The organism is Curvibacter sp. Hmag1.1, assembly GCF_059769165.1.
This window is the reverse complement of record NZ_JBMBGX010000002.1, coordinates 2,029,389-2,054,495: the sequence shown is the minus strand read 5'-3', so window position 1 is coordinate 2,054,495 and position 25,107 is coordinate 2,029,389. Positions and strand designations below refer to the sequence as shown.

Sequence of the window (25,107 nt, the reverse complement as noted above, 5' to 3'; positions counted from 1 at the left end):
ATGAGCGACAGTGAATTCCTTGGAGAACTTCTGCAGCAAGTGGCCGCACGCTCGTCTGCTACGTCCGACTTTTCTGAAAGCGCATTCGCTTCTGTGGTAGCGGAGGCCCTTATCGACTCTGGCGCTGTGCCGGGCTTTGAGCCAGCCTATTTCGTGCACAAAGGCATGCGGGTAGATGGATACACCTACACAGAAGACGAGGCCACGCTAGATCTTTTCCAGGTCGACTTTCACGCAGACACAGACGTACATTCGCTGACTAAACCTGACATTGAAGGCTACCTAAAACGTGCCGAGACGTTCTTTGAACGAGCAGTCGAAAGCGATCTTGCCTTCGAAGTGGATGTAGGCAGCAGCATCTGGAGTCTTGCAAGGCAACTGGCGCAGATGGGCCACTCCATTGTGCGGATCCGATTGAACATTCTTTCGAACGCAAGACAGTCCAGCTCAGTAAAGTCTTGGCCCAAGAAAACCAAAGGTCAAAGGGAATGGGCTGTCAGGGTATGGGACCTTGTGGCAATCAGCCGACTTCTTTCAACCGGAGAACCAGATCCAATCGTTATCGATTTTGTGGAAATGTTTGGCAAGGGACTTGCCTGCCTTCCCGCGAACACAGGTGGTGCCGAGCTCGACTCATATCTTGCTGTGATCCCGGGCGACTGGCTTGCAGAGATATACGATTTGTATGGTGGGCGGCTTCTTGAGCAAAACGTTCGAACATTCCTTCAAGCCACAAGGGGTGTCAACAAAGGAATCCGAAAGACGATTCTTGAAGAGCCACAAATGTTCTTTGCCTACAACAATGGCATATCGGCAACCGCTGCAAAAGCTGATTTTCAAACTGTAGGGGATCAGGTCTTACTCAACCGCCTAGAACACTTACAAATCGTCAACGGCGGCCAGACCACGGCATCGATATTCAACGTCATGAAGCGAGACAAAGGCGAAAACCTAAGCAAAGTCCGCGTTCAAATGAAGCTGTCTGTAGTCAGATCCGATCTGGTTGACGCCGTAGTTCCGAAGATATCGCTTTATGCCAACAGTCAAAACAAGGTCAATGACGCAGACTTTTTCTCTAATCACCCGTTCCATCGTCGTATAGAGAACTTCTCCCGAAATGTGTGGGCCCCCGCTGCAGAGGGTACCCACCAAATGACTCACTGGTTCTATGAGCGAGCGCGTGGACAGTATGCAAACGCCTCGGCGTATCTAACCCCGGCGAAGAAAAAGGAATTCGAAGTCCAAAATCCAAGGAAGCAGCTAATCCAAAAGACAGATATTGCTAAGGTCCTTGTCACCACGATGTGCATGCCTCATGTGGTGAGCCAAGGTGCGCAGAAGAACTTCAAGTTTTTTGCTGAGAACGTCACAGGTCAATGGGGCGAAGAAGGTGTAGCCTTCGGTGAGGACTGGTTCAAGAGCATCATTGGCGCGACCATTATGTTCAGAACAATGGAGCGACTTGTGGGCCAAGCAGACTGGTACGCGCAAGGCTATAGAGCTAACACAGTGACGTACGCGATTGCTCTGATCCTCTATGAGTTGAAGAGTAAGAAAATGGACATTGACTTCGTAAAGGTCTGGAATCGACAAGCGACCAGCGCCTCACTCAATCACGCACTTCTGCATGTAGCCAAGCAAGTTCAATCACGCATTATTTCTTCTGCTGAGGCGAACAGGGTTGTTAACGTTACTGAGTGGTGCAAACGTGAAAAGTGTTGGGATGATCTGCTTCAGTCGGTGGACGCCTCGATTGGCAACGAACTAGCAAGTGACCTTATCGATGCTGAAGAAAAGGCCGGGGCAAAGCGATCTGCAAAACGTGAACAGCGGGTACTGAACGACATCGAAGCGCAGACGTATGTAGTCAGCAAAGGCGCGGGCTACTGGTCAAACCTTCTCAAGTGGGCAAGCGACGGAGTCATCATGGCACCAAGCGAGATTGACTTCCTAACTGTCGCTGCCACCATGACCAGCCGTAGGATTCCTTCAGGTCCTCAGAGTCAAAAAGTAGTCGCTGCTGAGAAAAAGGCTCTCGTTGAGGGCTTCAAAGGTTGAATAGAAGCAACACTTTGTCAGTGAGCTCAGCAGTTGAGCCGGCGCCTTTCCACTTAAGCGTGTTTGCAGATAAAGAAGCTTAGGTGCGAGAGGATGCCGCTAAGTGAAAGCTAGCCCACGGGAGCGGCTAACAACACACCGCCTAGTATGTTCATAGCAAAGCTGCTACTTGTCTCAATTAACCCAGTACGATCGATTCGCCAATATGTTTTGATTATCCTTTTGCAAGAATTTCCAAACAGGTTTTCGCAATCTGACTTGCAAGCAAAGAAGGGACTGCATTTCCAACTTGATGGAATTGCTGAGTACGGTTCCCTTGGAAAAAGTAGTTATCTGGAAAGGTCTGTAACCGTGCGGCCTCTCTCACCGTGAGGCTTCGGCATTGCAATGGATCCGGGTGAATAAAGTAGTGACCGTCTTTCGCAATGTGGCTGGTCACTGTCGTGCTTGGGCGTGTGTACATCTGGACTTTGAATCGATCAGCAAACTTGCCGGACTCCCAGTTTGCATGAGCAGGCACAAGGCTAGGAAGTGCAAAGTCTGTATGGCCTTTCGGCGAACGGTCAAAAGTTTCAGCAAATGTCGATGCAAACAGGTAGCGCCCTAAGTCACTAGTCATATGTGACCGGGTTTCATGATTCAGCCAAACATCAAGCTGCTTATCCGTCACCCACTCCGAATATCTGTCATGTGGGTTTTCGATTGAGTCCATTCGTGGCATGCGAAGCTCGCCCGTTCCCAATTCATCTGAAAAACCGGATTTCAGGTTAGACAGTGCCTTTGCCATATCCAATGCTCCAGCAGTTCGTGCTTCAAGTGCCAACTGGCCTGATAGCTCTGCCACTACTTTCGTCCATGCGCTCGCTGAATCTGAACGCCCCAACTTGCTACGCAACATAGGCAAATTGAAAAGTGCCTGCTCCACAGTAACTGGGTGGTCGGCTCGTGCGAGCTTGGGAAAAATTTTGCCCTTCAAAACGTCTTTGCGTATGCCCAAAAGAATGACTCGGTGGCGGGCTTGTGGAATTCCATATCGCTCGGAATGGATGATGAAGTCGCGTGGATCAATGCTTCCGGGGTCCATTCCATAGCTGAAAGTAGTGTCCGTAACCAATGAATGAATTGCGTACTCTGGGCCGTGACCTGATTGAGTCGCAATGCTTGGATTGGACAAGTCACGCAAGATGTCATGAAAGACCAACTTGTTGTTCACCTTTGAAGACAAGATGCCTTTTACGTTTTCCATAACAAAGACTGCGGGCGATACTTTTTGCAAGATCCGCAAGTACTCTTTGTACAAAAAATGTCGGTGATCGTCCTCGGCTTTGTAGTTCGCCTTACCGAGATTCCGAGCTCTACCTACCAGCGAATAGGCTTGGCATGGTGGGCCGCCAATTACCACGGTCTTGTCTGAGGAAAGTTTGGCTGCCGCAATAAGTTGGTCTAGTTCTTCATTGCCCGCTTTGCTTCCTAGAGTGAGTTGCCGAGCTTCGGAAGTTGCTTTGGCCCACAGGCTCGGGGCAACGTCTTTGGGATGAGGGGCGGAAGATGAATTACAAAAATCGTAATAAGCATTGAGTGCTTTGCGGTCTTGTCCACACTTCGCGTGTCGAAAGTAGCTCCGTAAAGTTAATGTCTTATGTGCACTCTCTTCCATCTCCGCCGAGATTACGATTTCGAAAGCTTTTCCCTCTTTCAGAGAGGCGAAACCTTCGCCAAGGCCGCCGGGGCCAGCAAACAGATCAATGACTTTGTAACTCATGCTAATTTGACTCAACTGAACAAGTGCTCAGGAACTCGCTATTGTGTTTGTGATGTACGTGGGACGCCGCATTTGGCCACCCAAAATATGGACAGGCACCCATACGTCAAGGTATTGCTCAGCCAGGTTACCAGGTAGCAGCAGGTCCGACAAGCACCACGCCGTCGATTGTGCCTCTAGAATACAAGCAAAATCACCCTCCAGCGCCCGCCTAATCTGCGCGAGCAGCTATCAAATTCATAGTATGACCACCTCCACCATCGCCGCCCTGACCACCCACGACACCACCCGTATTGACGATGTGCGCATCGGCGCGGTGCGCCCGCTCATCACCCCCGCGCTGCTGGAAGAAAAGCTGCCCGTGCCGGCCGCTGCCGAAGCGCTGGTGGAGAGCAGCCGTGCGGCCATCTCGCGCATCCTGCAGGGGCAGGATGACCGGCTGGTAGTGGTGGTGGGGCCCTGCTCCATCCACGACCACAGCCAGGCCATGGAATACGCCCGCCTGCTCAAGGCGCAGGCCGATGCGCTGAGTGCCGACCTGCTGGTGGTGATGCGCGTGTACTTTGAGAAGCCGCGCACCACCGTGGGCTGGAAGGGCTACATCAACGACCCGCACCTGGACGGCAGCTTTGCCATTAACCAAGGGCTGGAGATGGCGCGCCGATTGCTGCTCGACATCCTGGACACCGGCCTGCCTGCGGCCACCGAGTTTCTGGATTTGCTCTCACCCCAGTTCATCAGCGAGCTGGTGAGCTGGGGCGCCATTGGTGCGCGCACCACCGAGAGCCAGAGTCACCGCCAGCTGGCCAGCGGCCTGAGCTGCCCCGTGGGCTTCAAGAACGGGACGGACGGCGGCATCAAGGTAGCGACCGACGCCATTCAGGCCGCGCAAGGTGCTCACGCATTCATGGGCATGACCAAGATGGGCCAAGCCGCCATCTTTGAAACACGCGGCAACCACGATTGCCACGTGATCCTGCGCGGCGGCAAGGCGCCCAACTACTCGGCCGCCGATGTAGACGCAGCCTGCGCGCTGCTCAAGGCCGCCGGCCTGCGCGAGCAGGTGATGATTGACGTGAGCCACGCCAACAGCAGCAAGCAACACGCCCGCCAGATCGTGGTGGCCCAGGACGTGGCGGCCCAGATTGCAGCAGGCGATGCGCGCATTACCGGCCTGATGATCGAGAGCCACCTCAACGAGGGCCGCCAGGACATCGTGGACGGCAAGCCGCTGCAGCACGGCGTGAGCGTGACGGACGCCTGCATCAGCTGGGCGCAAACCGTACCGGTGCTCGAAACATTGGCGGCCGCTGTGCGCGAGCGCCGCCAGAAGGCCTGAGCCCGGTCAGTAAGTCTTGTAGGGCAGGAATTTGCCCGACAGCACCACATTCACCCGGTCGCCCTTGGGGTCGGGCTGGCGCACGATGTCCATGGAAAAGTCGATGGCGCTCATGATGCCGTCGCCAAACTCCTCGTGGATGAGTTCTTTGATGGTGGTGCCGTACACGTTGACGATTTCATACCAGCGGTAGATCAGCGGGTCGGTGGGCACCGCAGTGGGCAAGGAGCCTTTGTAGGGCACCACTTGCAGCCACTTTTGCTCTTCTACCGTCAGGCCGAAGATTTTGCCGACGATCTTGGCTTGCTTGTCATCCAGCGTCATCTGGCCCAGGCAGGCGGCGGTAGTCCACTCTTTGCTCAGGCCCACTTTCTTGGCCACCGATTCCCAGGTGATGCCTTTGCTGACTTTGACGGTGATGATCTTTTCGGTGATGTCGTTGCGGTTCATGGTTGACTCCTTTGGTGTTGACAGGTTTAAGCGGGGGTAGCGGATACAGCGGCCAGGCCGGGTTGCACCACGGGTGGGTGCGCGGGCGCGCGGCCGTTGGACAGGTCTTTGGACCGGCTGACCAGAAAGTCCACCAGATGGTTGCGCAGCGGGTAGTACTGCGGGTCGTGGTGTACGGTGGCGCGTTGCCGGTCGCGGGGCATGGTGTTGTGCACGATCTCGGCCACGCGCGCGGTGGGGCCGTTGCTCATGAGCAGCACCTTGTCGGCCAGCAGCACGGCTTCGTCCACATCGTGTGTGATCATGAAAACGGTTTGCCCGGTGTCACGCACGATGGTGAGCAGCTCGTCCTGGATGGTGCCGCGGGTGAGCGCATCCAGCGCACCAAAAGGCTCGTCGAGCAGCAGCATTTTGGGTTCGATGGCAAAGGCGCGGGCAATGCCCACGCGCTGTTTCATGCCACCCGAGAGCGCAGCGGGCTTCTTGTCCAGCGCGGCAGTCAGGCCGACCAGCGCCACGTACTTTTCGACATGCGCACGCACTTGCTCGGCAGACCAGTCGGGCCACTTGGAGCGCACGGCAAACGCAATGTTGTTGCGCACCGAGAGCCAGGGCATGAGCGCATGGCCCTGAAATACAACGCCGCGCTCCAGGCCCGGCGCGTTGACTTCACGCCCGTCCATGAACACCTGGCCCGCGCTGGCTTGCTCCAGGCCTGCCAGCACGTTGAGGATGGTGGTTTTGCCGCAGCCGGAGTGGCCGATGATGCAGACAAACTCGCCTTTGGCCACGTTGAAGTTCACCTGGTCAAACACGGGCTCGTTAGCACCGGGGTAGGTTTTGGCCAGACCTTCAATTTGCAGGAAGGGGCGGGGCGTTGTGGTTGTAGTGGTGGGCTCAGTCTGCATAGGTCACCCATTTCTGCAGGCGGGCAAACACCAGGTCCAGCAGCATGCCCATGACGCCGATCACGCCAATGGCAAACAGCACGTTGGTGAGCGACAGGTTGTTCCACTCGTTCCACACGAAGTAGCCGATGCCGGTGCCACCCACCAGCATCTCGGCCGCCACAATCACCAGCCAGGCAATGCCCATGGAGATGCGCATGCCGGTCAGGATGGTGGGCGCGGCAGCAGGCAATATCACCTGAAAGGCTTTGCGCAGGGGCTTGACCCCCAGGGTGCGGGCCACGTTCAACCACTCGCGCTTGACGCTGGCCACGCCGAACGCGGTGTTGATAAGCATGGGCCACACCGAGCAGATAAAGATCACAAAGATGCCGGAGGCCGACGAGTCCTTGATGGTGTAGAGCGCCAGCGGCATCCATGCCAAGGGCGAGATGGGCTTGAGAATCTGGATAAACGGGTCCAGCGCCTTGTGCAGCAGGGGCGACATGCCAATGACAAACCCCAGCGGTATGGCCACCACGCACGCGAGCAAGAAGCCCAGGCCCACCCGCGCCAACGAATGGCCCAGCTGGATGGCAATGCCTTTGTCGTTGGGGCCCTTGTCATAAAAAGGGTCTGCCAAGTGCTTCCAGATGGTGGAGCCCATTTGCACGGGCGTAGGGAAGCCGCCCTGCTTTTGGGTGCCGGGGTCTTTGCCGAGCATCTTGAGGTATTCAATTTGCTCGGCGCTCAGGTTGCTGGCACTGGCAGCGCCACTGCTGTGGGTAGCCACCTGCCATATGCCCAAAAGCGCCAACAACAAGACCAGCGAGATGAGCAGCGCGCGGCCGTTCAGGTTGCTTGCCATGCTCAGCCCATCTTGTTGATGGCGAAGCTGTTGACGTACTCGTCAGGCTTGGCCGCGTCAAACACTTTGCCCATGATGGTGAACTTGGGGTAGGCGCCATCGGGGGCCTTCATGCCGAGTTCGGTCATGCGCTTTTTGGCGTCAGTGAGCAGGAAGACTTTTTCGGCAATCTGCTTGTAGTTCACATCGCCCTTGATGTAGCCCCAGCGCTTCATCTGGGTGAGCATCCACACCGCCATGGACTGCCATGGGATGGGGTTGAAGTCCGCCCGGTCAGGCACGGTTTTGATGTTGCCCAAGCCGTCGGCAAAGCGGCCGGTGAGCACCTGTGCCAGCACAGTTTCGGGTTGGTTCAGGTAGGCCTGGGGCGCAATCACCTTGGCAATGAGCTCGCGATTCTCGGGGCCGCGCGCCATGGCGGCCGCGTTGAGCACCGCGCGGTACAACGCGGCAAAGGTGTTGGGGTTGCTCTGGATGAACTCGGTGCTGCTGCCAAACGCACAGCAGGGGTGGCCGTCCCACAGCTCTTCGGTCAGGATATGGATGAAGCCGATTTCTTCAAACACCGCGCGCTGGTTGAACGGATCGGGGCCGAGGTAGCCATCGATGTTGCCGGCACGCAGGTTGGCCACCATTTCGGGTGGGGGTACCACGCGGATCTGGATGTCGGTGTCGGGGTTCAGGCCGGCTTCTGCCACGTAGTAGCGCAGCAAGAAGTTGTGCATGCTGAACTCAAAGGGCACAGCAAATTTGAGGCCCTTCCAGAGCTTGGGGTCGCGCTTGTCTTTGTGCTTGTTGGCCAGGGTGATGGCTTGGCCGTTGGTGTTTTGGATAGTGGCGACGTTCATGGGCACCTGGGTGGAACCCACGCCCATGGAAATAGCCAGCGGCATGGGGGACAAGAAGTGTGTGGCGTCGTATTCCTTGTTGATCATCTTGTCGCGGATCAGCGCCCAGCCTGCGGTCTTGGTGACCTCTACGTTCAGACCTTGCTTGCTATAAAAGCCCAAGGGGTGGGCCATGATGAGCGGCGTGGCGCAGGTGATCGGGATGAAGCCAATCTTGAGGTTGGTCTTCTCCAGCGTGCCGGGCTTCTTGCCGGCCTCTTGTGCCATGGCTTGCATGCTGGCAATGGGCAACACACTGGCAATAGCTGCCATGGCGGTGCCCTTGCCCACCGCACGCAAGAAGTTGCGGCGCTCACGCTCCTGCGGAAAGATGGCCTTGATAAGAGAGGCCTCTACAAACGCGTTGGAATAGGCCTCGAATTCTTCAGTCTGGCTGCGGCGGATGAGCTCGGTGGTGGCGCTTTGGGCGGCTTGTTCTTTCTGGTGTTCTGCCACCGTGTGGTCTTTGCCGCAGGTGCAGCGCATCAGCAAGGGGCGATCGGCATCGTAGGGAGAAAAATCAAACGACATGGCAAACACCTTTCCGGTTAAAAGATGTGTGCCCCTTTGCAACGAGCGGGCCAGAAAGTGCCGGAATGCAGCCCTTACAAAAAATGGCGGGAACTTCGGCAACGCCTTGTAGGGGCTGCCCTACAAATTCCCGTTATGGGCCTGTTGTTGGGCGTACAGCGCGAGCTCCACGTCGTTTTTGGTGCCGGTTTTTTCAAGGATGCGCTGCCGGTAGGTGCTGACTGTGTTGGATGCCAGCCCCAGCTGTGCACCAATTTCGCCCACGGTTTTGCCGGCGGTGAGCAGCCTGAACACCTGGTGCTCGCGGTGAGAGAGCGCCTCTGCACCTTGGTGGGCCGCATTCGCCACAGCACTGGCCAATGCCTCCGCCGCTTGTGCAGACACATACACGCCACCACTGGCGACCTTGCGCACGGCGGCGATCATGTCGTCGGGGTCGGCACCCTTGTTCAGATAGCCGGCCGCGCCCAGCTTGATGCAGCGCACGGCGTATTGCTTCTCGGGGTAGGTGCTGAGCATGAGCACAGGCAGCTTGGGCCACGTGGCCTTGAGGACCTGAAGCACATCCAGCCCGTCTCGCCCAGGCATGGCAATGTCCAGCAGCACAGCCGACAGGCCTGCGTTGCCGCCCAGGGCCTGCACCGCCTCCAACACCTCGGGGCCACTGGCCGCCTCTGCCACCACGTGCAGGTCAGCCGCGTCGGCCAGCACTTGCTTGAGCCCTTCACGCACGATGCGGTGGTCGTCACCAATCAGTATGCGGTAGGGGGTGAGGGTGGTGGAGCTTGGCATTGCTATGGTTTTGGTAGCTGCACGCGCAGATTGAATGAGGACCCGAGGCCGATTTGGCTTGCAATCTCCAGGCTTCCGCCCAAGTGCCTTGCCCGCTCCCGCATGCCCATGATGCCGTAGGCGTCGGGCGCATCAAAGGCCTGCATGGGAGCGCCCCGGCCATTGTCTTTGACGGAAATGGTGATGTCACTCGCATCCGCGCGGATCGAGATGTCCAAATGCGTCGCCTGCGCGTGGCGCCCCACATTGCTGAGCATTTCTTGAAAGATGCGGAAGATGGCGATGGTGTGGGTGTCAGGCACGGGCTGCGCGGCGCTCACGTCCATGTGCCAGTCCAAGCCCATCTCTGCAGACTGCACAAACTCGTGCGCCTGCCAGTCCAGCGCGACCCACAGGCCCTGGTGATCGAGGATGCTGGGGCGCAAGTCGGTGATGATGCGGCCGACGTTATCCACCGCCGCCTCAATCAGCTGGCTCATGTTGCGGCATTTGTGCTGCATCTGGTCGCGCATGGCTTGGGCTGCATCCGGCGCGCGGCCGGGTTGCTCGCCCAGGCGTTTTTCGAGCCAACCGACATCCATCTTCAGGGCGACCAGCAGGCTACCCAGCTCGTCATGCACTTCGCGGGCAATGCGGGTGCGCTCTTCTTCGCGCACTGAGTGACTGTAGGCCGTGAGCTCACGCAGTTGCTGCAGGGCTTCGGAGAGCGCCTGGGTGCGCTCCTCCACCCGTTGCTCCAGCTCGGTGTGGGCGCGGCGCAAGGCCTCTTCGGCGTTGCGGCGGGCGGATATGTCCACAAACGTAACCACAGCGCCCTGCACCAAGCCGCTATCGACGATGGGGTGCGACGAGTATTCGACCGCAAAAGCCGAACCGTCGCGTCGCCAGAACAGCTCTGTGTCGATCCGGCAGGGCAGTGCTTTGCGGAAGGCGTTGAAGATGGGGCAGGTGTGTTCCGGGTAGTGTTCGCCACCCGGGTGGCTGTGGTGTGCCAGCTCGTGCATGTTGGCGCCCAGCACTTCATGGGACTCGTAGCCCAGCATGGCGGCCCCGGCGCGGTTGATGAAGGTGCAGCGGCCGTTCATGTCGATGCCGAAGATGCCTTCGCCGGTGGACTCCAGCAGCAGCGAAAGCCGGTCACGCCACAGGGGCTGTGTGGGACCGGATACGTTGGCAACTTGGGCTTGAGGGTGCATGCATTGCAGGCAGCAAGCATCGTGCCTGACAAGCCCCGGGCTGCAGGTTCAGGCGCCCAGGGTGCTGTACTTCGACTCGTCAGGCTCGTCGCGCGGCCGCATGCGCGGGGTGAGCAGGCGCTTAATGTCACGGTCCGCCAGCGAGGCCCGTAGCTGGGCGATCGACTGGGTGTGCATTTGCGAGATGCGCGCCTCCGAGAGGCCGAGGTGTTTGGCGATCTCGTGCATGCGCATTTCGTGCTCGTAATACAGCGTGAGCAGGATCTGGCTTTTGCGTGGCAATAGCTGGATGGATTCAGCCAGCGCCTGGCGCAGGGCGGCGCGCTCCAGCAGGGCCAGGGGGTCGGCATTGTCTTCCAGGCAGCGCTTGAGGTACTGGTCTACGCTGTCGCCGGTGAGATCTTGCAACGAGATCGGCACGTAGCCTTGGGCGTCCTGCAGCAGGCGCTGGTAGTCGGCCAAGGGCATGTCAAGCTGCTTGGCCAGCTCGCCTTCAGTCGGCGGGCGGCCCAGCCGGTGGCTGAGCTGCTGCAGCGCCACTTCGACCCGCCGCATGTCTTTGCGCACCTGGCGGCTCACCGGATCGGCAGCGCGCAGGCCGTCAATCATGGCGCCCTGGGCCCGCAGGGCGATGTAGTTCTCGAAATGCGTGCCCGAGGACTCTTTGGTCCAGCGCAGCAGCGCCTCCATCAGCCCCAGCATGCCGTCTTGAACCAGATCCGCCCTGTCCACGTTCGGCGGCAGGCGCCGCCCCACGTGGTTCGCCACGGAGCGCACCACCGGCTGGTGGTCTTCCACCAGCTTGCGGGTGTCATCGTTCAGCGAGTCGGGCGAACCAGTCATGAAAATTTATAAAACTCAGAGCTTTCACTCTAACGGGGGATGGGCCAGAAAGATATTGACGGATAGCATCAGGCCCTCATTTTTATTCTTTGTTTATGAAACGCATTTTTCTTACCGCTTTTTTCGTTTTCGGTTCCCTGCAGGCGTCTGCCGTCGAGTTTTTTAAGGATGGAAAGCCAGCCCCTTTTGAAAAAGGTGCATTGGTGGAGCGCTGGAGTACCGCAGGTGGCTACAGCATTTACACAGGTGGTGACCTCTGGCGCATCGTAGATGTCACAACACAAGTCGCGGGGGCCATCAACAATGCCGATGAGATCAACCGGGGTACCGTAGTTCTGGTGAACGTGGATTCGAATTTCCAGGATCAAGCAGTACAGGTACTCACCACTAACCTGTCCTCCGCCAGCATGGATCAGTTCGTAACCGGCAGCCCCTGCAGCGGAACCCATATCGTTGCCGTCAACAAAGCGCGTGGACGGGATGACAATTGCATGACCATCAATGTACGCAGCGTGCAAAGCCGACCACGTGATCTGCTGGTATTTGATGTCCGCATCGTCAATTTCAAAAGTGCGGGCCGCGCTTATGTGGTCACCTTCCACATCCTCGCCAATGCGCTGAATTTCGGCGATACAACACCCGCAGATTGGACACCCGCCGGCCTCGAAGCATCCGCGGAACGCAAAGCTTTGATTGCCCGCATGCGCACTTGGGCAGAGAGCCTGCAGGATGCCGCCAACAAGGCCAGTGACTTCTCCAAGCCACAGGATGTGTTCGACAACATTCCGTCTTACAAGACGCTGGCTGGCAACCCTTAAGGACTCGAGGTTTTTAAAGACCCTTGGACTGCAGCCCAGTCCAAGGGCAGCACATCCCAAGGCCCGGCATGGGCCTTGGCTGCCTCGCGCAGACGCGTAGCCCGGCCCTCAGAGGCCGGGTGGGTGGAAAGCAACTCGGGCAGCGCAGCTCCTGAGCTTTGCTTGGCCAGCGTGTCCATAAAGTCGGCCATACCAGACGGATTGATGCGGGCAGCCACCAAACGGCGCAAACCTTCGGCATCGGCGGCTTCCTCAGCCTCGCGGGAAAACTTCATTTCCAACAAGCCGGTCATCGCCTGATCCAGCGCGGCACCGCTCCAGTCGCCCAGCAGCACTGCGGCACCCGCGCGCACCCCTAGCGCTTTGACCATTCCTTGCAGGCCATGGCGCAACTCGGCATGTGCCACCTCGTGGGCGATGACGCCAGCTGCTTCTTCCGGCGTTTTGGCGGCCTGCAGCAAACCGCTGTACACCACCACCACGCCGCCGGGCGCTGCAAAGGCATTGAGCTCGGCTTTGTCGACCACCAGCCAACGGTAGGTGTAGGCCGAGCCCGTGGTCAGACGCTGGCCCATGAGGCGCACTGCGTCCACTGCCGGGCCGGACTCCATCACGCGCATTTGCGCGCGGGTCTGGGCCAGCACCAGATCGCCCAGCTTGGCTTCCTGCTCGTGAGGAATATGCTTCACTAGCCAGCCCACGGCGTCGTCCACGCGGGTGATTAACAAGACCAGGGCCAGCAATGGAACCAGTGCAAGAAGCGCCAAAGCGGCACACCACAACCTGAAGCGCCGCTCCACCTTGGCGCTTGCGTTGCCGGCGGCCTGGTGCTGCGGTGTCAGGTGAGCGGGCAAACCGGCAGCAAAGGCCGTGCGCGAGGCACCGGCATCCACATAAAAGCGGCATTCGCCTTTTGCATCGGCCCATACCAGCGCGAGCTGCGTGGCATTGAAACCGCCGGACTGCACACGTGCATCCGACACGGATTCCCAAGCTTGATCCGCAGCTTGCACCTGCAAGCGACCGTGTTGCCAGAACGCACTGGCGCCTGCGCCAACGCCGTCCAGACCGGGGGCAAAGAATCGGCCTGTGAATGTGCCGTGGGCGGCGGCGGCTTCGCTACTGCTGCTCGGCATGCGCTCAGTCGTCGTTGCTGCCGCCACCAATCAGGCCGCCGAGCACGCCCGCGCCCAACAAGGAACCTTGATCCGCAGACCGGCCACCTGCAGCGGGTGCAGAAAGGATGATGCGGTTGGCCAGGCGCGACAGCGGCAGGCTTTGCAGCCACACCTTGCCCGGACCGCGCAGGGTGGCAAAGAACAAACCTTCACCGCCGAAGATGGCGGACTTCACTTTGCCCACGAACTGGATGTCAAAGTCCACGGTGGGCTGAAAAGCCACCACACAGCCGGTGTCGACCCGCAGGGTCTCACCGGGCGCCAGAGTGCGCTCCATCAGGGTGCCGCCGGCGTGCACAAAAGCCATGCCGTCGCCATCGAGCTTTTGCATGATGAAGCCTTCGCCGCCGAACAGGCCCACGCCCAGCTTTTTCTGGAAGGCAATGCCAAGCGCCACGCCTTTGGCGGCGCACAAGAAGGAATCTTTCTGGCAGATGATGGTGCCACCAAGCTTGCTCAGGTCCATGGGCACGATCTTGCCGGGGTAGGGTGCTGCAAAGGCCACGCGTTGCTTGCCGGAGCCGCTGTTTTCGAAAACCGTCGTGAACAGGCCTTCGCCGGTCAGCAGACGCTTGCCTGCACCCATGAGCTTGCCGAAGAAGCCGCCTTGCTGGGAACCATCACCAAAGATGGTGTCCATGGTGATGCCTTCTTGCATGTACATCATCACGCCGGCTTCGCCGATGGCGGCTTCACCGGGGTCGAGTTCCACTTCGACGTATTGCATCTCGGAACCAAAAATTTCGTAGTCGACTACATCCATTGCCATGTGTGCTCTCCTGTGTGCAAGGCCCTCATTCCGGGCCGGACTGCGAACCTTATCAGGCCTGCATGGCACAGGCATAAAAAAGCCCCCTGCAGGAGGGGGCTATGGGCGCAGGGGGCCGAGCGTGATTACTTGAACTGGTCGGCCTTGTAGTAGCCGGAGTTCACCAGCGTGGCACGCCAGTTGTTGATATCGACCACCGCGGGTTTGAGCAAAAAGGCAGGTACGACTTTCTGGCCGTTGTTGTAGGTCTTCTCGTCGTTGATGGCGGGCTTTTTGCCGGAGAGGATGGCGTCCACCATGGTGGTGACGACCTGGGCCAACTCGCGGTTGTCCTTGAACACCGTGGAGGTTTGCTCGCCCCGGATGATGGAGCGCACCGTAGGCATCTCGGCGTCCTGGCCGGTGACCACCGGCAAGGGCTGGCCCCCCTGGCCGTAGTTGGCCTTTTTCATGGCAGTAATCAGCTCCATGCTGATGCCGTCATAAGGCGAGAGCAAGGCATCCAGGCGCTGCTTGGTGTAGTGCTTGTCCATGATCTGCACCAGGCGGGCGCGGGCTACCGAGCCGCTCCAACGCAGGGTGGACACCTTCTCCATACCCATCTGGCCTGAGCCAACGACGAGCTTGCCTTTGTCGATGTAGGGCTTGAGCACCGACATGGCACCGTCGTAGAAAAAATATGCGTTGTTGTCGTCCGGAGAACCGGCGAACAGCTCGATGGTGAACGGGCCTTTGCCCTTGTCCAGACCCAGCCGCTCGATGATGTCGGTACCCTGCAGCACGCCGACCTGGAAGTTGTCAAAGGTGGCGTAGTAGTCCACATGCGGCGTGTCGCGGATCAGGCGGTCATAAGCGACGACCTTGATGTTGCGCTCGGCGGCCTTCTTGAGCACCGGGGCCAGCTTGGTGCCGTCAATGGCGCCGATGACCAGCACTTTCATGTCAGCAGCCTTGAGCATTTCCTCCGTCTGGGCCACTTGGGTAGCCACGTCGTCGTTGGCGTACTTGAGGTCGGGGCGGTAGCCCAACTTGTCCATGGCACGCACCATGGCCAGGCCATCTACTACCCAGCGCTGGGAAGTGACTGTGGGCATCAGGATGCCCACACCGCCCTTGCTGTTCTGTGCATAGGCCCACGGCATGGACACCAACAACAAACTGCTCAAAAAGATCCGTCGGAGGGTGCGCATGTGTGAGGCCTTGCTACTTATGCCAATGTGTAAGCCGTCTTCACCGTGGTGAAGAACTCGGCAGCGTACTTGCCCTGCTCGCGGGAGCCGTAGCTGCTGCCCTTGCGTCCGCCGAAGGGCACGTGGTAGTCCACCCCTGCGGTGGGCAGGTTCACCATCACCATGCCGGCCTGGCTGTGGCGCTTGAAATGGGTGGCGTACTTCAGGCTGGTGGTGGCAATGCCGGCAGACAAGCCGAAGGGCGTGTCATTGGCGACGGCCAAGGCTTCGTCGTAGTCCTTCACACGGATCACGCTGGCCACCGGGCCGAAAATTTCTTCGCGGTTGATACGCATGGACGGGGTGCTGTCCACCAGCAGGGCCGGGGCCATGTAAAAGCCCTCGGTGTCGCGCGTGAGGCGTTCGCCACCGGTGAGCAGCGTGGCGCCCTCAAGCTTGCCGATTTCCACATACGACAAGTCCTGCTCCAGCTGCGCTTGGGACGACACCGGGCCGATGTCGATGCCAGCGGCCAAGGCGTCACCCACCTTGATGGCGGCCATGCGCTTTTGCATGGCTTCGATGAAGGCGGGGTAGATTTTGTCGGTCACGATCAGGCGGCTGGACGCGGTGCAGCGCTGGCCGGTGGAGTAGAAGGCGCTTTGAACGCTGAGCTCGACCGCCACATTCAGGTCGGCATCGTCCAGCACGACTTGGGGGTTCTTGCCACCCATTTCCAGCTGGACTTTCTTCATGTGTCCGGCACAGGCGGCGGCAATGCGCTGGCCCACACCCACGGAGCCGGTGAAGCTCACCGCAGTGATGCCGGGGTGATTGACCAAGGCGTCGCCAATGACTCGGCCCGAACCCATGACGAGGTTGAACACACCTGCAGGAATGCCGCTGCGGTGGATGATGTCGGCCAGCGCCCAGGCACAGCCTGGCACCAGGTCTGCGGGCTTCAACACCACGCAGTTGCCATAGGCCAGTGCAGGTGCAATCTTCCAGGCAGGGATGGCGATGGGGAAGTTCCAGGGGGTGATGAGGCCGATCACACCCAAAGGTTCACGGGTGACTTCCACCCCGATGCCGGGACGCACGGAGGGCAATGTTTCACCGGCCAGGCGCAGGCATTCACCGGCAAAGAACTTGAAGATGTTGCCGGCACGGGCCGCTTCGCCAATGCCTTCGGCGCGTGTCTTTCCCTCTTCGCGGGAGAGCAGGGTGCCCAGCTCTTCTCTGCGAGCCAGGATCTCATTACCGATTTTGTCGAGCGCGTCGGCGCGGGCCTGGATGCCACCTGTAGACCAAGCCGGGAAGGCCTTTTGGGCAGCGGCTACCGCAGCGTTGAGTTGGCTCACATCGGCTTGGGCGTATTCGCCCACCACCTCAGCCAGGTTGGAGGGATTCAGGTTAGGCGCGTAACCGGTGCCGGCGAGCCATTCGCCATTGATCAGGTTGTTGTGTTGGGTGGTCATGGTGTGATGTAGTGGGTTAAACGGCGGTCCAGGCGCCGTTGTGGCGGCTGGAACGAATAGCGGCGGCAACAAAGCGGATGCCTTGCAAGCCGTCGGTCGCATTCGGGAAAAATTGGTTCAGCGGGTCAGGCGTGTGACCGCTGCGCTGCGCGGCGATGGTGTCTGCCGCATTGGTATACAGATTGGCAAACGCCTCGTGAAAACCTTCCGGGTGGCCCGCCACAATGCGCGAAGCACGGGCTGCCAATGGCAGGGTGCCTTGGCCATTCGGGGTGCGCACTTGGGCGGGAGCGTCCAGCGGTTTGAATTGCAGCACCTGCGGATGTTCCTGATGCCACTCCACACTGCCCAACGAACCACTCACGCGGATGCGCAGGCCGTTTTCCACACCCGCTGCAGCCTGCGTCACCCAGAAGCTGCCACGCGCACCGTTGCTCATGCGCAGCATGGCGCCGGCATAGTCGTGGGTGATGCGGTCGGGGACTATGGTGCCTACATCGGCAGCCACTTCTGCTACTTCGAGCCCGGTGATAAAGCGCAGCAGGTTGTGGGCGTGGGTGCCGATATCGCCCATCACGAGCGAGGGACCGCCACGGGCAGGGTCTTCTTTCCAGGCCTTGCGACCGGGGCCGCCTTTGGCGCGGCCGCCTTGCACGTATTCCACCTGCACCAGACGGATGTCACCCAACAAACCTTCCATCACCATGGCCTTGGCTTGGCGCACCATGGGGTAGCCGGTGTAGTTGTGGGTCAGGCAGAACACACGACCGCTGCTCTGCACCTTCGCATGCAGTGCCTCGGCTTCTTGCAGCGTATTGGTCATGGGCTTGTCGCAAATGACGTCCATGCCATGTTCCAGCGCCTGCATGGAAAAGCGGAAGTGACTGTCATTGGGCGTCATGATGGCCACGACTTCGGCGCCATCGGCGCGGCGGGCCTCCGCCTCGATCAACGTGGTGCCATCTGCGTAACAACGATCTGCGGGTACCCCGATGCTTTGGCCACTGGACTTGGATCGTTCAGGATCGGACGAAAGGGCTGCTGCCACCAATTCGTACCGGTCATCCAAGCGCGCGGCCTGGCGATGCATGGCGCCGATAAAGGAGCCGGGGCCACCACCGATCACGGCCAGTCGCAAGCGGCGACCCAGGAGTTGGAAGACGGTGTTTTCTGACATGGTGGCGAATCCTTATCGGGTGATGAACGGGCTTACCGGCCCCAACGCAACACCATGGGGTCCAGACGCTTGGCCGTGTCAATCAGACCGGCGCGTGTGTCGGGATGCATGGCGGGGAAGGGGTGACGGCCGGCTTCGCAAGCGATGACGCCACCTTCCTTCATCAGGGCTTTGGCAGTCAGTATGCCGCCCTGGCGGTTCTCATAGTTAATGAGCGGCAGCCACTGCTGGTAGTGGGCAGCCGCCTCTTCACGACGGCCGGCAGCATAGGCATCCACAATCTTGCGGATTCCGTCGGGGTAGGCACCGCCGGTCATGGCACCGGTGGCACCTGCGTCCAGATCGGGCATGAGGGTGATGGCTTCTTCACCATCCCACGGGCCTTCAATGGCGGCTCCACCCACGCGGATGAGCTCGCGCAGCTTGGACGCCGCGCCCGCTGTCTCGATCTTGAAGTACGACACCTGCTTGATTTCCTGCGCCATGCGGGCCAAGAAAGGCACCGACAGAGGCGTGCCGCTGACCGGCGCGTCCTGGATCATGATGGGAATATCAATCGCATCCGACAGGCGGGCGAAGTATTCATAAATCTGGCCTTCCGGTACACGGATAGTGGCACCGTGATACGGAGGCATGACCATGACCATGGAGGCACCCAGCTGCTGGGCCTGCACGCTGCGCGCAATGGTGACCTGGGTGCTGAAATGGGTGGTGGTCACGATGACCGGCACCCGGCCATTCACATGCGCGAGTATGGTTTTGGTGAGCACTTCGCGCTCAGCATCGGCCAACACAAACTGCTCGGAGAAGTTGGCCAGGATGCACAGACCGGTAGAGCCGGCGTCGATCATGAAGTCGACACAGCGCTTCTGGCTTTCCAGGTCCAGTTCGCCGGCGTCATTGAAGGTCGTAGGGACGACAGGAAACACACCCTTGTAGCGGGCGTTGGATGCGGAATACATGGTGAGTCCTTATTTGTTTTTGTTGTAGACGTCGAAGCAGACGGCTGCCAACAAGACCAGGCCCTTGATGACCTGCTGGTAATCGATACCAATGCCCATGATGGACATGCCGTTGTTCATGACGCCCATGATGAAAGCGCCGATGACTGCGCCCAGCACCTTGCCCACACCACCAGAGGCGGATGCGCCACCGATAAAGCAGGCAGCAATCACGTCCAGCTCAAAACCCAGACCCGCTTTGGGAGTGGCTGTGTTCAAGCGGGCAGCGAAAATCAGACCGGCCAGCGCAGCCAACACACCCATATTGATGAAGGTGTAGAAGGTAAGGCGCTCTGTGCGGATACCTGACAGTTTTGCGGCTTTCTCGTTACCGCCCAGTGCGTAAATTCGGCGGCCGATGGTTGTGCGGGAAGCCACGAAGTCGTAAGCCAGCATCAACAGCAGCATGACGACCAACACATTGGGCAGGCCCTTGTACGAAGCCAGCTGGTAGCTGAAGGCCACGATCATGCCGATGAAAATGAGATTGGCAATCGCGAAGAAAAGAACAGGCTCGTTCTCCATGCCATGCGCGGCGCGGTCTGCACGGCCACGCACTTTGGTGATGAGCATCACCAAGGCAATCAGCAAGCCGATCACCAGAGTCGCAACTCGCAAGGTTTCGCCGGCAAACGGATCAGGGATAAAGCCGGTGCTCAGCAACTGGAACTCGGGCGGGAAAGGGCCCACGGATGCGCCTTCCAGCACCGCCAGCGCCAGGCCTTTGAAGACCAGCATGCCGGCAAGCGTCACGATGAAGGACGGGATCTTGTAGAACGCCACCCAATAGCCTTGGGCCGCGCCGATGACGCCACCCAGAATCAGGCACACGATGGCGGCTGGCACATAGTGCCAGTTGTAGTTGACCATCAGCACAGCCGCTACCGCACCAACGAAGCCGCACACTGAGCCTACCGACAGATCAATGTGGCCGGCCACGATGACGAGCAGCATGCCCAGCGCCATCACGATGATGTAGCTGTTTTGCAGGATGAGGTTGGTCAGGTTCAGCGGCTGAAACAGGGTGCCGTCTGTCTTGACCTGGAAGAACACCATGATGATGACCAGTGAAATCAGCAGGCCGTATTCGCGCAGGTTGCTTTTCAAGAAAGCCATGCCGCCACCCGAGGTGGGGGCGTTTGTTTCCGGGGTTGTGCTTGCCATTTCAGTTCACTCCTGACGTCACGATAGAACGCATAATTTTTTCTTGTGTCGCTTCTGCGGCTGGAAATTCCGCCACAAAAGCACCTTCATTCAATACACAGATCCGGTCGCACATGCCCAAGAGCTCGGGCATCTCGCTGGAGATCATCAACACGCATTTCCCCTCAGCGGCGAGCTGCGCAATGATGGTGTAGATCTCATACTTGGCTCCCACGTCGATGCCGCGGGTGGGCTCATCCAGAATGAGCACTTCAGGCTCGGAAAACAGCCATTTGCTCAGCACCACTTTTTGCTGGTTGCCACCCGACAAATTGACGGTGCGGGCAAACACATTGGGACTGCGGATGTTGAGCTTTTTGCGGAAGTCCTGGGCGACGCTGAACTCTTTGCCTTCGTCGACCACCGTCTTGGTAGACACAGCAGACAGGTTTGCCAGCGTGGTGTTCCAGGCAATGGTTTCATCCAGTACCAGTCCGTAACCTTTGCGGTCTTCGGTGACATACGCAATACCCTGGTCGATGGCTTTTTGTACCGTACTGGTATCGACTTCTTTGCCGTTGAGCAGCACTTTGCCGCTGATGTTCTGGCCATAGGTACGGCCGAAGATACTCATGGCCAATTCGGTACGTCCTGCGCCCATGAGGCCGGCAATGCCGACAATCTCTCCACGCTTGACGTGCAGGTTGACGCCCTTGATCACTTTGCGCTCAGGGTGAATGGCGTGGTGCACCACCCAGTCCCGCACTTCGAACACGGTATCGCCCACATTGGGCGTGCGCTTGGGGTAGCGATCTGCCATTTCACGCCCGACCATATGGCGGATGATCAGGTCTTCACTGACCGGTTCCGCACGGCAATCCAGTGAGGCCACGGTCGCGCCGTCTCGCAGCACTGTGATGGCATCTGCCACCTTGGAGATTTCGTTGAGTTTGTGCGAAATCAGGATGCAGGAGATGCCCTGGCGCTTGAGCTCGAGCAGCAACTCCAACAAGGCATCGCTGTCTGTCTCGTTCAGACTGGCGGTGGGCTCATCCAGGATCAGAAGTTTGACTTCTTTGGACAGCGCTTTGGCAATCTCGATCAGCTGTTGTTTACCGACACCCAAGTTGGTAATCAGGGTGTTGGGGGATTCTTTCAGGCCGACTTTTTTCAGCAAGGCCTGCGTTTTGACGTAAGACGTATTCCAGTCAATCACGCCACCCTTGGCCTGTTCGTTACCGAGAAAAATGTTCTCGGTGATTGACAGCAGCGGCACGAGAGCCAACTCCTGGTGGATGATGATGATGCCTTTTTCTTCACTGTCGTGAATGCCGCGGAACCGGCATTCTTCACCCTGGTAGCGGATGGTGCCTTCGTAGTCGCCGTAGGGGTAGACACCGCTCAGCACTTTCATCAGAGTGGATTTGCCGGCGCCGTTCTCGCCGACGATGGCGTGGATCTGGCCTTCTTGCACTGTGAGGTTCACATTGCTTAGGGCGGTCACGCCGTGGAATGTCTTGCGCATTCCACGCATTTCTAAAATGGGTTCAGCCATGGTGCCTCAACGATCGTTCTCTTGAACCAGAAGAATGTAAAAAGCCCTGTGCTTTGGGGCACAGGGCCTCTTTATCGCCGCTAAAGATTACTTCAGCTGCTCTTCTTTGATGTAACCGCTGCCAACCAACACTTGCTTGTAGTTGGACAAGTCCACAGCCACAGGCTTGAGCAGGTAGGAAGGAACAACCTTGACCTTGTTGTTGTAGGTCTTGGTGTCGTTGATTTCAGGCTGCTTGCCGGACATGACTGCGTCCACCATGTTGGCAGTAACCTTGGCCAATTCGCGGGTGTCCTTGAAGATGGTGGAGTACTGTTCCTTGCGGATGATGGACTTCACGGAAGGCACTTCCGCATCCTGGCCGCTCACGAAAGGCATGGGTTGACCGGCGCCACCGTAGCCCACGCCCTTGAGCGCAGACAAGATGCCGATGGAAAGACCGTCATACGGAGACAACACGGCATGGACCTTGTCTTTGCCGTAGTAGGCGCTCAACAAGTTTTCCATACGGGCTTGGGCCACTTGGCCGTCCCAACGCAGGGTTGCCACTTTTTGCATGCCGGTTTGCTTGGAGCGAACCACCAGCTTGCCGGACTTGATGTACGGGTCCAGCACGGACATGGCGCCGTCATAGAAGAAGAACGCGTTGTTGTCATCGGCAGAGCCACCGAACAATTCGATGTTGAACGGGCCTTTGCCTTCTTTCAGACCCAATGCCTTTTCCAGAGACTGGGCTTGCAACACGCCAACTTGGAAGTTGTCGAATGTGGCGTAGTAGTCCACGTTTTTGGAACCGACGATCAGGCGGTCATAAGAAATGATCTTGATGCCCTTGTCAGCGGCTTTCTGCAGCACGTTGGTCAGGGTGGTACCGTCGATCGCGGCAATCACCAGCACCTTGGCACCCTTGGTGATCATGTTTTCGATCTGGGCCAACTGGTTGGGGATGTCGTCTTCTGCGTATTGCAGGTCGGCTTTGTAGCCTTTGGCTGCCAAAGCGGCAACCATGCTGTTGCCGTCGCTGATCCAGCGGGTAGAGCTCTTGGTAGGCATGGCTACGCCGACCAGGCCTTTGTCTTGTGCTTGCGCTACGGTGGTGCCGAAGGCCAGACCCATTGCAAGGCTTACTGCAAGTACCTTGAGGGTGGTTCTACGTGCTGTCATGGAATGTCTCCTGTGTTTAGTTGCTTCTGTCAGATACGTCCTCGCCTTTTCGGCTCAGGCGGCAAATCTTACTTACCACATTGATTTATTTCCAATATAGTTTGAGGCTTATTTGATATGCAAATGCAGATTGGTGCTAACCCTAAATGACGAATTACACCCATTGGTTCTTACGTGCAAGGCTCAAAACCAGGCAACTTTTGCTATTGGTCGCCTTAGCTGAAGAAGGCAATATCCACCGCGCCGCCCAGGTGCTGAACATGACGCAACCGGCCGCCTCCAAGCTGCTGAAGGACCTGGAAGACGTGTTGGGCGTGTCTTTGTTCGAGCGTTTGCCGCGCGGTATGCGTCCCACCTGGTACGGCGACACCATGATCCGGCATGCCCGCGCTGCACTGGCAAGCTTGAACCAGGCCCATGAAGAATTGCAAGCGGCCAAGAACGGGCAATTCGGGCAAGTGAATCTCGGCTCCATCACTGCACCCGGCTTGGCACTTCTCCCACCCACCGTGGCTGCTGTGAAGCAAGCGCACCCGAATCTCCAAATCACCATCCAGATCGAGCCGAGCAACGTATTGATTGAGAAGCTCAACCGCGGCAGTCTGGACATCCTGGTGGGTCGCTTGTCGCCTGAGCACGACAAGGCGGCACTGCGCTACGAAATGGTCGCTGAAGAGCCGATCTGTGCGGTGGCGCGTCCGGGCCACCCGCTGCTGACCGCAATCAAGCCGACGCTGGAAGATGTTTTCAAGTACGGATGGATCGTGCCGCCGGCTGGCAGCATGTTGCGGCACCGCTTTGACTTGATGATCCAGGAGCTGGGCTTGGAGCAGCCGTCCAACAGCGTGGAAACCAGTGCGCTGCTGTTCATCAGCAAAATGATGCAACAGAGCGATATGGTGAGTGTGATGGCAGTGGACGTGGCGCGCTATTACGCCAACCACGGCCTGATGTCGATCCTGCCCGTGGCCATGCCTTGCGAAATGGAGCCATTCGGCTTCATCACCCGCCGGGACAGGCTGCTGTCGCCAGCGGCCGAAGTGGTGCTGCGTGCGTTGAAGTCATCTGCCATGACGGTGTATGGCAAGGCATTCAGCGTAGATCCGCTTCCTGCCTGAAAACCGACGACTATTGACTTAGTTCCAGCCCGCGTCGACCTTGAATTCCTGGGCGGTACACATCGCTCCGTCATCAGAAGCCAGGAACAAGACCATGCGGGCGACGTCGGAGGGCTTCAGCTTGTCCGGCAGGCATTGGTTGCGTTGGATGTCGGCCTCGCCTTCGGCGTTCAGCCACATCTTGATCTGGCGCTCAGTCATCACCCAGCCGGGCGACACCGTATTGATGCGGATGCGGTCTGCACCCAGTGTGTCCGCAAGGCCCCGCGTGAGCCCGTTCACAGAAGACTTCGCCACGGCATAACATGGGTAGCCACTGCCCTTGGTTTGCCACCCGGTGGAGCCGAGATTGACGATGGATCCCTCGCCCAAACGTTTCATGCCGGGCACCAGCGCCTGGATGGCGAAGAAGGCTGGGCGTTGGTTGACGGCCATGCGCTCATCCCAGTACTCAGGGGTGACAGATTCCAAGGTGTGCCGGTCATCGCGGGCGACGTTGTTCACCAGCACAGAGAAATCGCCGAGCGCTTGCGCAGCATCCGCAGTCGCGGCCTGAAGGGCAGCGATATCGCGCACATCACAGGTGCGCCACCAAACCTTTGCACCGATGGTGGCCACCAGTTCTTCTGCCAACTGGCGGCTTTCGTTTTCCGCAACATCCACGAAGGCCACATGAGCACCCTGCTCAGCAAATGCCGTCACGATGGAGGCACCAATCCCAGTTCCGCCACCGGTAATGAATACGTTTTTGCCTTCGAGGCTGGGATAGCGCGCGAGTTTTGCTTTGTCTGACATGTATTTTTCTCTGTTTTGATTGCAATATAGATATATGAATTGTCTCTAAATTCATTTTCTATTATCACTGTGCATTGGTACCATGCCTGCTGTCAAGAACCGGAGGCATCTGCCTCCACGAATAAAGAG

22 protein-coding genes are annotated in these 25,107 nt (G+C 58.5%); 4 read left to right on the top strand and 18 right to left on the bottom strand.

What is annotated here, in order from left to right:
* Positions 1-2,058: an AIPR family protein gene (locus ACOAP0_RS10355; protein ID WP_498376334.1), complete on the top strand. Its 2,058-nt coding sequence runs from the start codon at positions 1-3 to the stop codon at positions 2,056-2,058.
* Between the two features lie 214 nt (positions 2,059-2,272).
* Here ACOAP0_RS10355 and ACOAP0_RS10350 read toward each other — a convergent pair whose 3' ends face one another.
* Positions 2,273-3,820, bottom strand: a complete 1,548-nt coding sequence (locus ACOAP0_RS10350; RefSeq protein WP_498376333.1) for a DNA cytosine methyltransferase — start codon at positions 3,818-3,820, stop codon at positions 2,273-2,275.
* A gap of 244 nt (positions 3,821-4,064) precedes the next feature.
* On the opposite strand from ACOAP0_RS10350, the gene ACOAP0_RS10345 reads away from it, so the two are divergent.
* Positions 4,065-5,159 carry a 3-deoxy-7-phosphoheptulonate synthase gene (locus ACOAP0_RS10345; protein WP_498376332.1) on the top strand — a complete coding sequence of 365 codons (1,095 nt, stop codon included), beginning with the start codon at positions 4,065-4,067 and terminating at the stop codon, positions 5,157-5,159.
* 6 nt (positions 5,160-5,165) lie between these two features.
* Here the strand turns inward: ACOAP0_RS10345 and cynS are convergent, their stop codons facing one another.
* The 7 genes from cynS to ACOAP0_RS10310 form a co-directional block, all read right to left on the bottom strand.
* Positions 5,166-5,609, bottom strand: a complete 444-nt coding sequence (gene cynS / locus ACOAP0_RS10340; protein ID WP_498376331.1) for a cyanase — start codon at positions 5,607-5,609, stop codon at positions 5,166-5,168.
* Positions 5,610-5,635: 26 nt separating this feature from the next.
* Positions 5,636-6,517: an ABC transporter ATP-binding protein gene (locus ACOAP0_RS10335; RefSeq protein ID WP_498376330.1), complete on the bottom strand. Its 882-nt coding sequence runs from the start codon at positions 6,515-6,517 to the stop codon at positions 5,636-5,638.
* Positions 6,507-7,364: a nitrate ABC transporter permease gene (ntrB, locus tag ACOAP0_RS10330; RefSeq protein ID WP_498391400.1), complete on the bottom strand. Its 858-nt coding sequence runs from the start codon at positions 7,362-7,364 to the stop codon at positions 6,507-6,509. The genes ACOAP0_RS10335 and ntrB overlap by 11 nt, the downstream gene beginning before the upstream one ends.
* Before the next feature lie 2 nt (positions 7,365-7,366).
* Entirely contained in the window at positions 7,367-8,782 is a 1,416-nt protein-coding gene (locus ACOAP0_RS10325; RefSeq protein ID WP_498376328.1) for a CmpA/NrtA family ABC transporter substrate-binding protein, read from the bottom strand.
* A 120-nt stretch (positions 8,783-8,902) separates the two neighbouring features.
* Positions 8,903-9,574, bottom strand: a complete 672-nt coding sequence (locus tag ACOAP0_RS10320) for a response regulator transcription factor (protein WP_498376327.1) — start codon at positions 9,572-9,574, stop codon at positions 8,903-8,905.
* 2 nt (positions 9,575-9,576) lie between these two features.
* The gene (locus tag ACOAP0_RS10315) at positions 9,577-10,770 is read right to left on the bottom strand and encodes a PAS domain-containing sensor histidine kinase (RefSeq protein ID WP_498376326.1); all 1,194 of its coding nucleotides are present in this window, start codon (positions 10,768-10,770) and stop codon (positions 9,577-9,579) included.
* Positions 10,771-10,818: 48 nt separating this feature from the next.
* On the bottom strand, positions 10,819-11,613 hold the full coding sequence (locus ACOAP0_RS10310; protein WP_498391399.1) for a FliA/WhiG family RNA polymerase sigma factor: 795 nt from the start codon (positions 11,611-11,613) through the stop codon (positions 10,819-10,821).
* Between the two features lie 95 nt (positions 11,614-11,708).
* Between ACOAP0_RS10310 and ACOAP0_RS10305 the strand changes: the two genes are divergently transcribed.
* Positions 11,709-12,431, top strand: a complete 723-nt coding sequence (locus tag ACOAP0_RS10305; protein WP_498376324.1) for a hypothetical protein — start codon at positions 11,709-11,711, stop codon at positions 12,429-12,431.
* On the opposite strand, the gene ACOAP0_RS10300 is transcribed toward ACOAP0_RS10305, so the two are convergent.
* The 9 genes from ACOAP0_RS10300 to chvE (ACOAP0_RS10260) all read right to left on the bottom strand — a co-directional run bounded on the left by ACOAP0_RS10300 (position 12,428) and on the right by chvE (ACOAP0_RS10260) (position 23,017).
* Complete coding sequence (locus tag ACOAP0_RS10300) at positions 12,428-13,567, bottom strand: M48 family metallopeptidase (RefSeq protein WP_498376323.1); 1,140 nt, start codon at positions 13,565-13,567, stop codon at positions 12,428-12,430. The two genes, ACOAP0_RS10305 and ACOAP0_RS10300, sit on opposite strands and share 4 nt — an antisense overlap.
* Positions 13,568-13,571: 4 nt before the next feature.
* Positions 13,572-14,378, bottom strand: a complete 807-nt coding sequence (locus ACOAP0_RS10295) for a TIGR00266 family protein (protein ID WP_498376322.1) — start codon at positions 14,376-14,378, stop codon at positions 13,572-13,574.
* A 125-nt stretch (positions 14,379-14,503) separates the two neighbouring features.
* A complete protein-coding gene (chvE, locus tag ACOAP0_RS10290) occupies positions 14,504-15,568 on the bottom strand; it encodes a multiple monosaccharide ABC transporter substrate-binding protein (RefSeq protein ID WP_498376321.1) in 1,065 nt (354 codons plus the stop codon).
* A gap of 17 nt (positions 15,569-15,585) precedes the next feature.
* Entirely contained in the window at positions 15,586-17,025 is a 1,440-nt protein-coding gene (locus ACOAP0_RS10285) for an aldehyde dehydrogenase family protein (protein WP_498376320.1), read from the bottom strand.
* A 16-nt stretch (positions 17,026-17,041) separates the two neighbouring features.
* Complete coding sequence (locus ACOAP0_RS10280) at positions 17,042-18,202, bottom strand: Gfo/Idh/MocA family protein (protein WP_498376319.1); 1,161 nt, start codon at positions 18,200-18,202, stop codon at positions 17,042-17,044.
* A gap of 32 nt (positions 18,203-18,234) precedes the next feature.
* Positions 18,235-19,164, bottom strand: coding sequence for a dihydrodipicolinate synthase family protein (locus tag ACOAP0_RS10275; RefSeq protein WP_498376318.1), 930 nt, complete (start codon positions 19,162-19,164; stop codon positions 18,235-18,237).
* Positions 19,165-19,173: 9 nt separating this feature from the next.
* Complete coding sequence (gene mmsB, locus ACOAP0_RS10270) at positions 19,174-20,367, bottom strand: multiple monosaccharide ABC transporter permease (RefSeq protein WP_498376317.1); 1,194 nt, start codon at positions 20,365-20,367, stop codon at positions 19,174-19,176.
* A 1-nt stretch (position 20,368) separates the two neighbouring features.
* The gene (gene mmsA / locus ACOAP0_RS10265; RefSeq protein ID WP_087495728.1) at positions 20,369-21,901 is read right to left on the bottom strand and encodes a multiple monosaccharide ABC transporter ATP-binding protein; all 1,533 of its coding nucleotides are present in this window, start codon (positions 21,899-21,901) and stop codon (positions 20,369-20,371) included.
* An 87-nt stretch (positions 21,902-21,988) separates the two neighbouring features.
* Complete coding sequence (chvE, locus tag ACOAP0_RS10260) at positions 21,989-23,017, bottom strand: multiple monosaccharide ABC transporter substrate-binding protein (protein ID WP_481874338.1); 1,029 nt, start codon at positions 23,015-23,017, stop codon at positions 21,989-21,991.
* A gap of 194 nt (positions 23,018-23,211) precedes the next feature.
* Between chvE (ACOAP0_RS10260) and ACOAP0_RS10255 the strand changes: the two genes are divergently transcribed.
* Positions 23,212-24,183, top strand: a complete 972-nt coding sequence (locus ACOAP0_RS10255) for a LysR family transcriptional regulator (RefSeq protein ID WP_087495726.1) — start codon at positions 23,212-23,214, stop codon at positions 24,181-24,183.
* A gap of 18 nt (positions 24,184-24,201) precedes the next feature.
* Here ACOAP0_RS10255 and ACOAP0_RS10250 read toward each other — a convergent pair whose 3' ends face one another.
* The gene (locus tag ACOAP0_RS10250; RefSeq protein ID WP_498376315.1) at positions 24,202-24,978 is read right to left on the bottom strand and encodes an SDR family NAD(P)-dependent oxidoreductase; all 777 of its coding nucleotides are present in this window, start codon (positions 24,976-24,978) and stop codon (positions 24,202-24,204) included.
* Positions 24,979-25,107: the final 129 nt, after the last annotated feature.

Coding starts and splice junctions, on each gene's coding strand:
- ACOAP0_RS10305 (WP_498376324.1), top strand. CDS start 11,709: ATGAAACGCATTTTTCTTACCGCTTTTTTCGTTTTCGGTTCCCTGCAG.
- ACOAP0_RS10295 (WP_498376322.1), bottom strand. CDS start 14,378: ATGGCAATGGATGTAGTCGACTACGAAATTTTTGGTTCCGAGATGCAA.
- ntrB (WP_498391400.1), bottom strand. CDS start 7,364: ATGGCAAGCAACCTGAACGGCCGCGCGCTGCTCATCTCGCTGGTCTTG.
- ACOAP0_RS10315 (WP_498376326.1), bottom strand. CDS start 10,770: ATGCACCCTCAAGCCCAAGTTGCCAACGTATCCGGTCCCACACAGCCC.
- ACOAP0_RS10310 (WP_498391399.1), bottom strand. CDS start 11,613: ATGACTGGTTCGCCCGACTCGCTGAACGATGACACCCGCAAGCTGGTG.
- ACOAP0_RS10280 (WP_498376319.1), bottom strand. CDS start 18,202: ATGTCAGAAAACACCGTCTTCCAACTCCTGGGTCGCCGCTTGCGACTG.
- chvE (WP_481874338.1), bottom strand. CDS start 23,017: ATGGGTCTGGCCTTCGGCACCACCGTAGCGCAAGCACAAGACAAAGGC.
- ACOAP0_RS10345 (WP_498376332.1), top strand. CDS start 4,065: ATGACCACCTCCACCATCGCCGCCCTGACCACCCACGACACCACCCGT.
- mmsA (WP_087495728.1), bottom strand. CDS start 21,901: ATGGCTGAACCCATTTTAGAAATGCGTGGAATGCGCAAGACATTCCAC.
- ACOAP0_RS10300 (WP_498376323.1), bottom strand. CDS start 13,567: ATGCCGAGCAGCAGTAGCGAAGCCGCCGCCGCCCACGGCACATTCACA.
- ACOAP0_RS10320 (WP_498376327.1), bottom strand. CDS start 9,574: ATGCCAAGCTCCACCACCCTCACCCCCTACCGCATACTGATTGGTGAC.
- ACOAP0_RS10250 (WP_498376315.1), bottom strand. CDS start 24,978: ATGTCAGACAAAGCAAAACTCGCGCGCTATCCCAGCCTCGAAGGCAAA.
- ACOAP0_RS10335 (WP_498376330.1), bottom strand. CDS start 6,517: ATGCAGACTGAGCCCACCACTACAACCACAACGCCCCGCCCCTTCCTG.
- cynS (WP_498376331.1), bottom strand. CDS start 5,609: ATGAACCGCAACGACATCACCGAAAAGATCATCACCGTCAAAGTCAGC.
- ACOAP0_RS10325 (WP_498376328.1), bottom strand. CDS start 8,782: ATGTCGTTTGATTTTTCTCCCTACGATGCCGATCGCCCCTTGCTGATG.
- ACOAP0_RS10255 (WP_087495726.1), top strand. CDS start 23,212: ATGACGAATTACACCCATTGGTTCTTACGTGCAAGGCTCAAAACCAGG.
- ACOAP0_RS10275 (WP_498376318.1), bottom strand. CDS start 19,164: ATGTATTCCGCATCCAACGCCCGCTACAAGGGTGTGTTTCCTGTCGTC.
- ACOAP0_RS10355 (WP_498376334.1), top strand. CDS start 1: ATGAGCGACAGTGAATTCCTTGGAGAACTTCTGCAGCAAGTGGCCGCA.
- ACOAP0_RS10285 (WP_498376320.1), bottom strand. CDS start 17,025: ATGACCACCCAACACAACAACCTGATCAATGGCGAATGGCTCGCCGGC.
- chvE (WP_498376321.1), bottom strand. CDS start 15,568: ATGCGCACCCTCCGACGGATCTTTTTGAGCAGTTTGTTGTTGGTGTCC.
- ACOAP0_RS10350 (WP_498376333.1), bottom strand. CDS start 3,820: ATGAGTTACAAAGTCATTGATCTGTTTGCTGGCCCCGGCGGCCTTGGC.
- mmsB (WP_498376317.1), bottom strand. CDS start 20,367: ATGGCAAGCACAACCCCGGAAACAAACGCCCCCACCTCGGGTGGCGGC.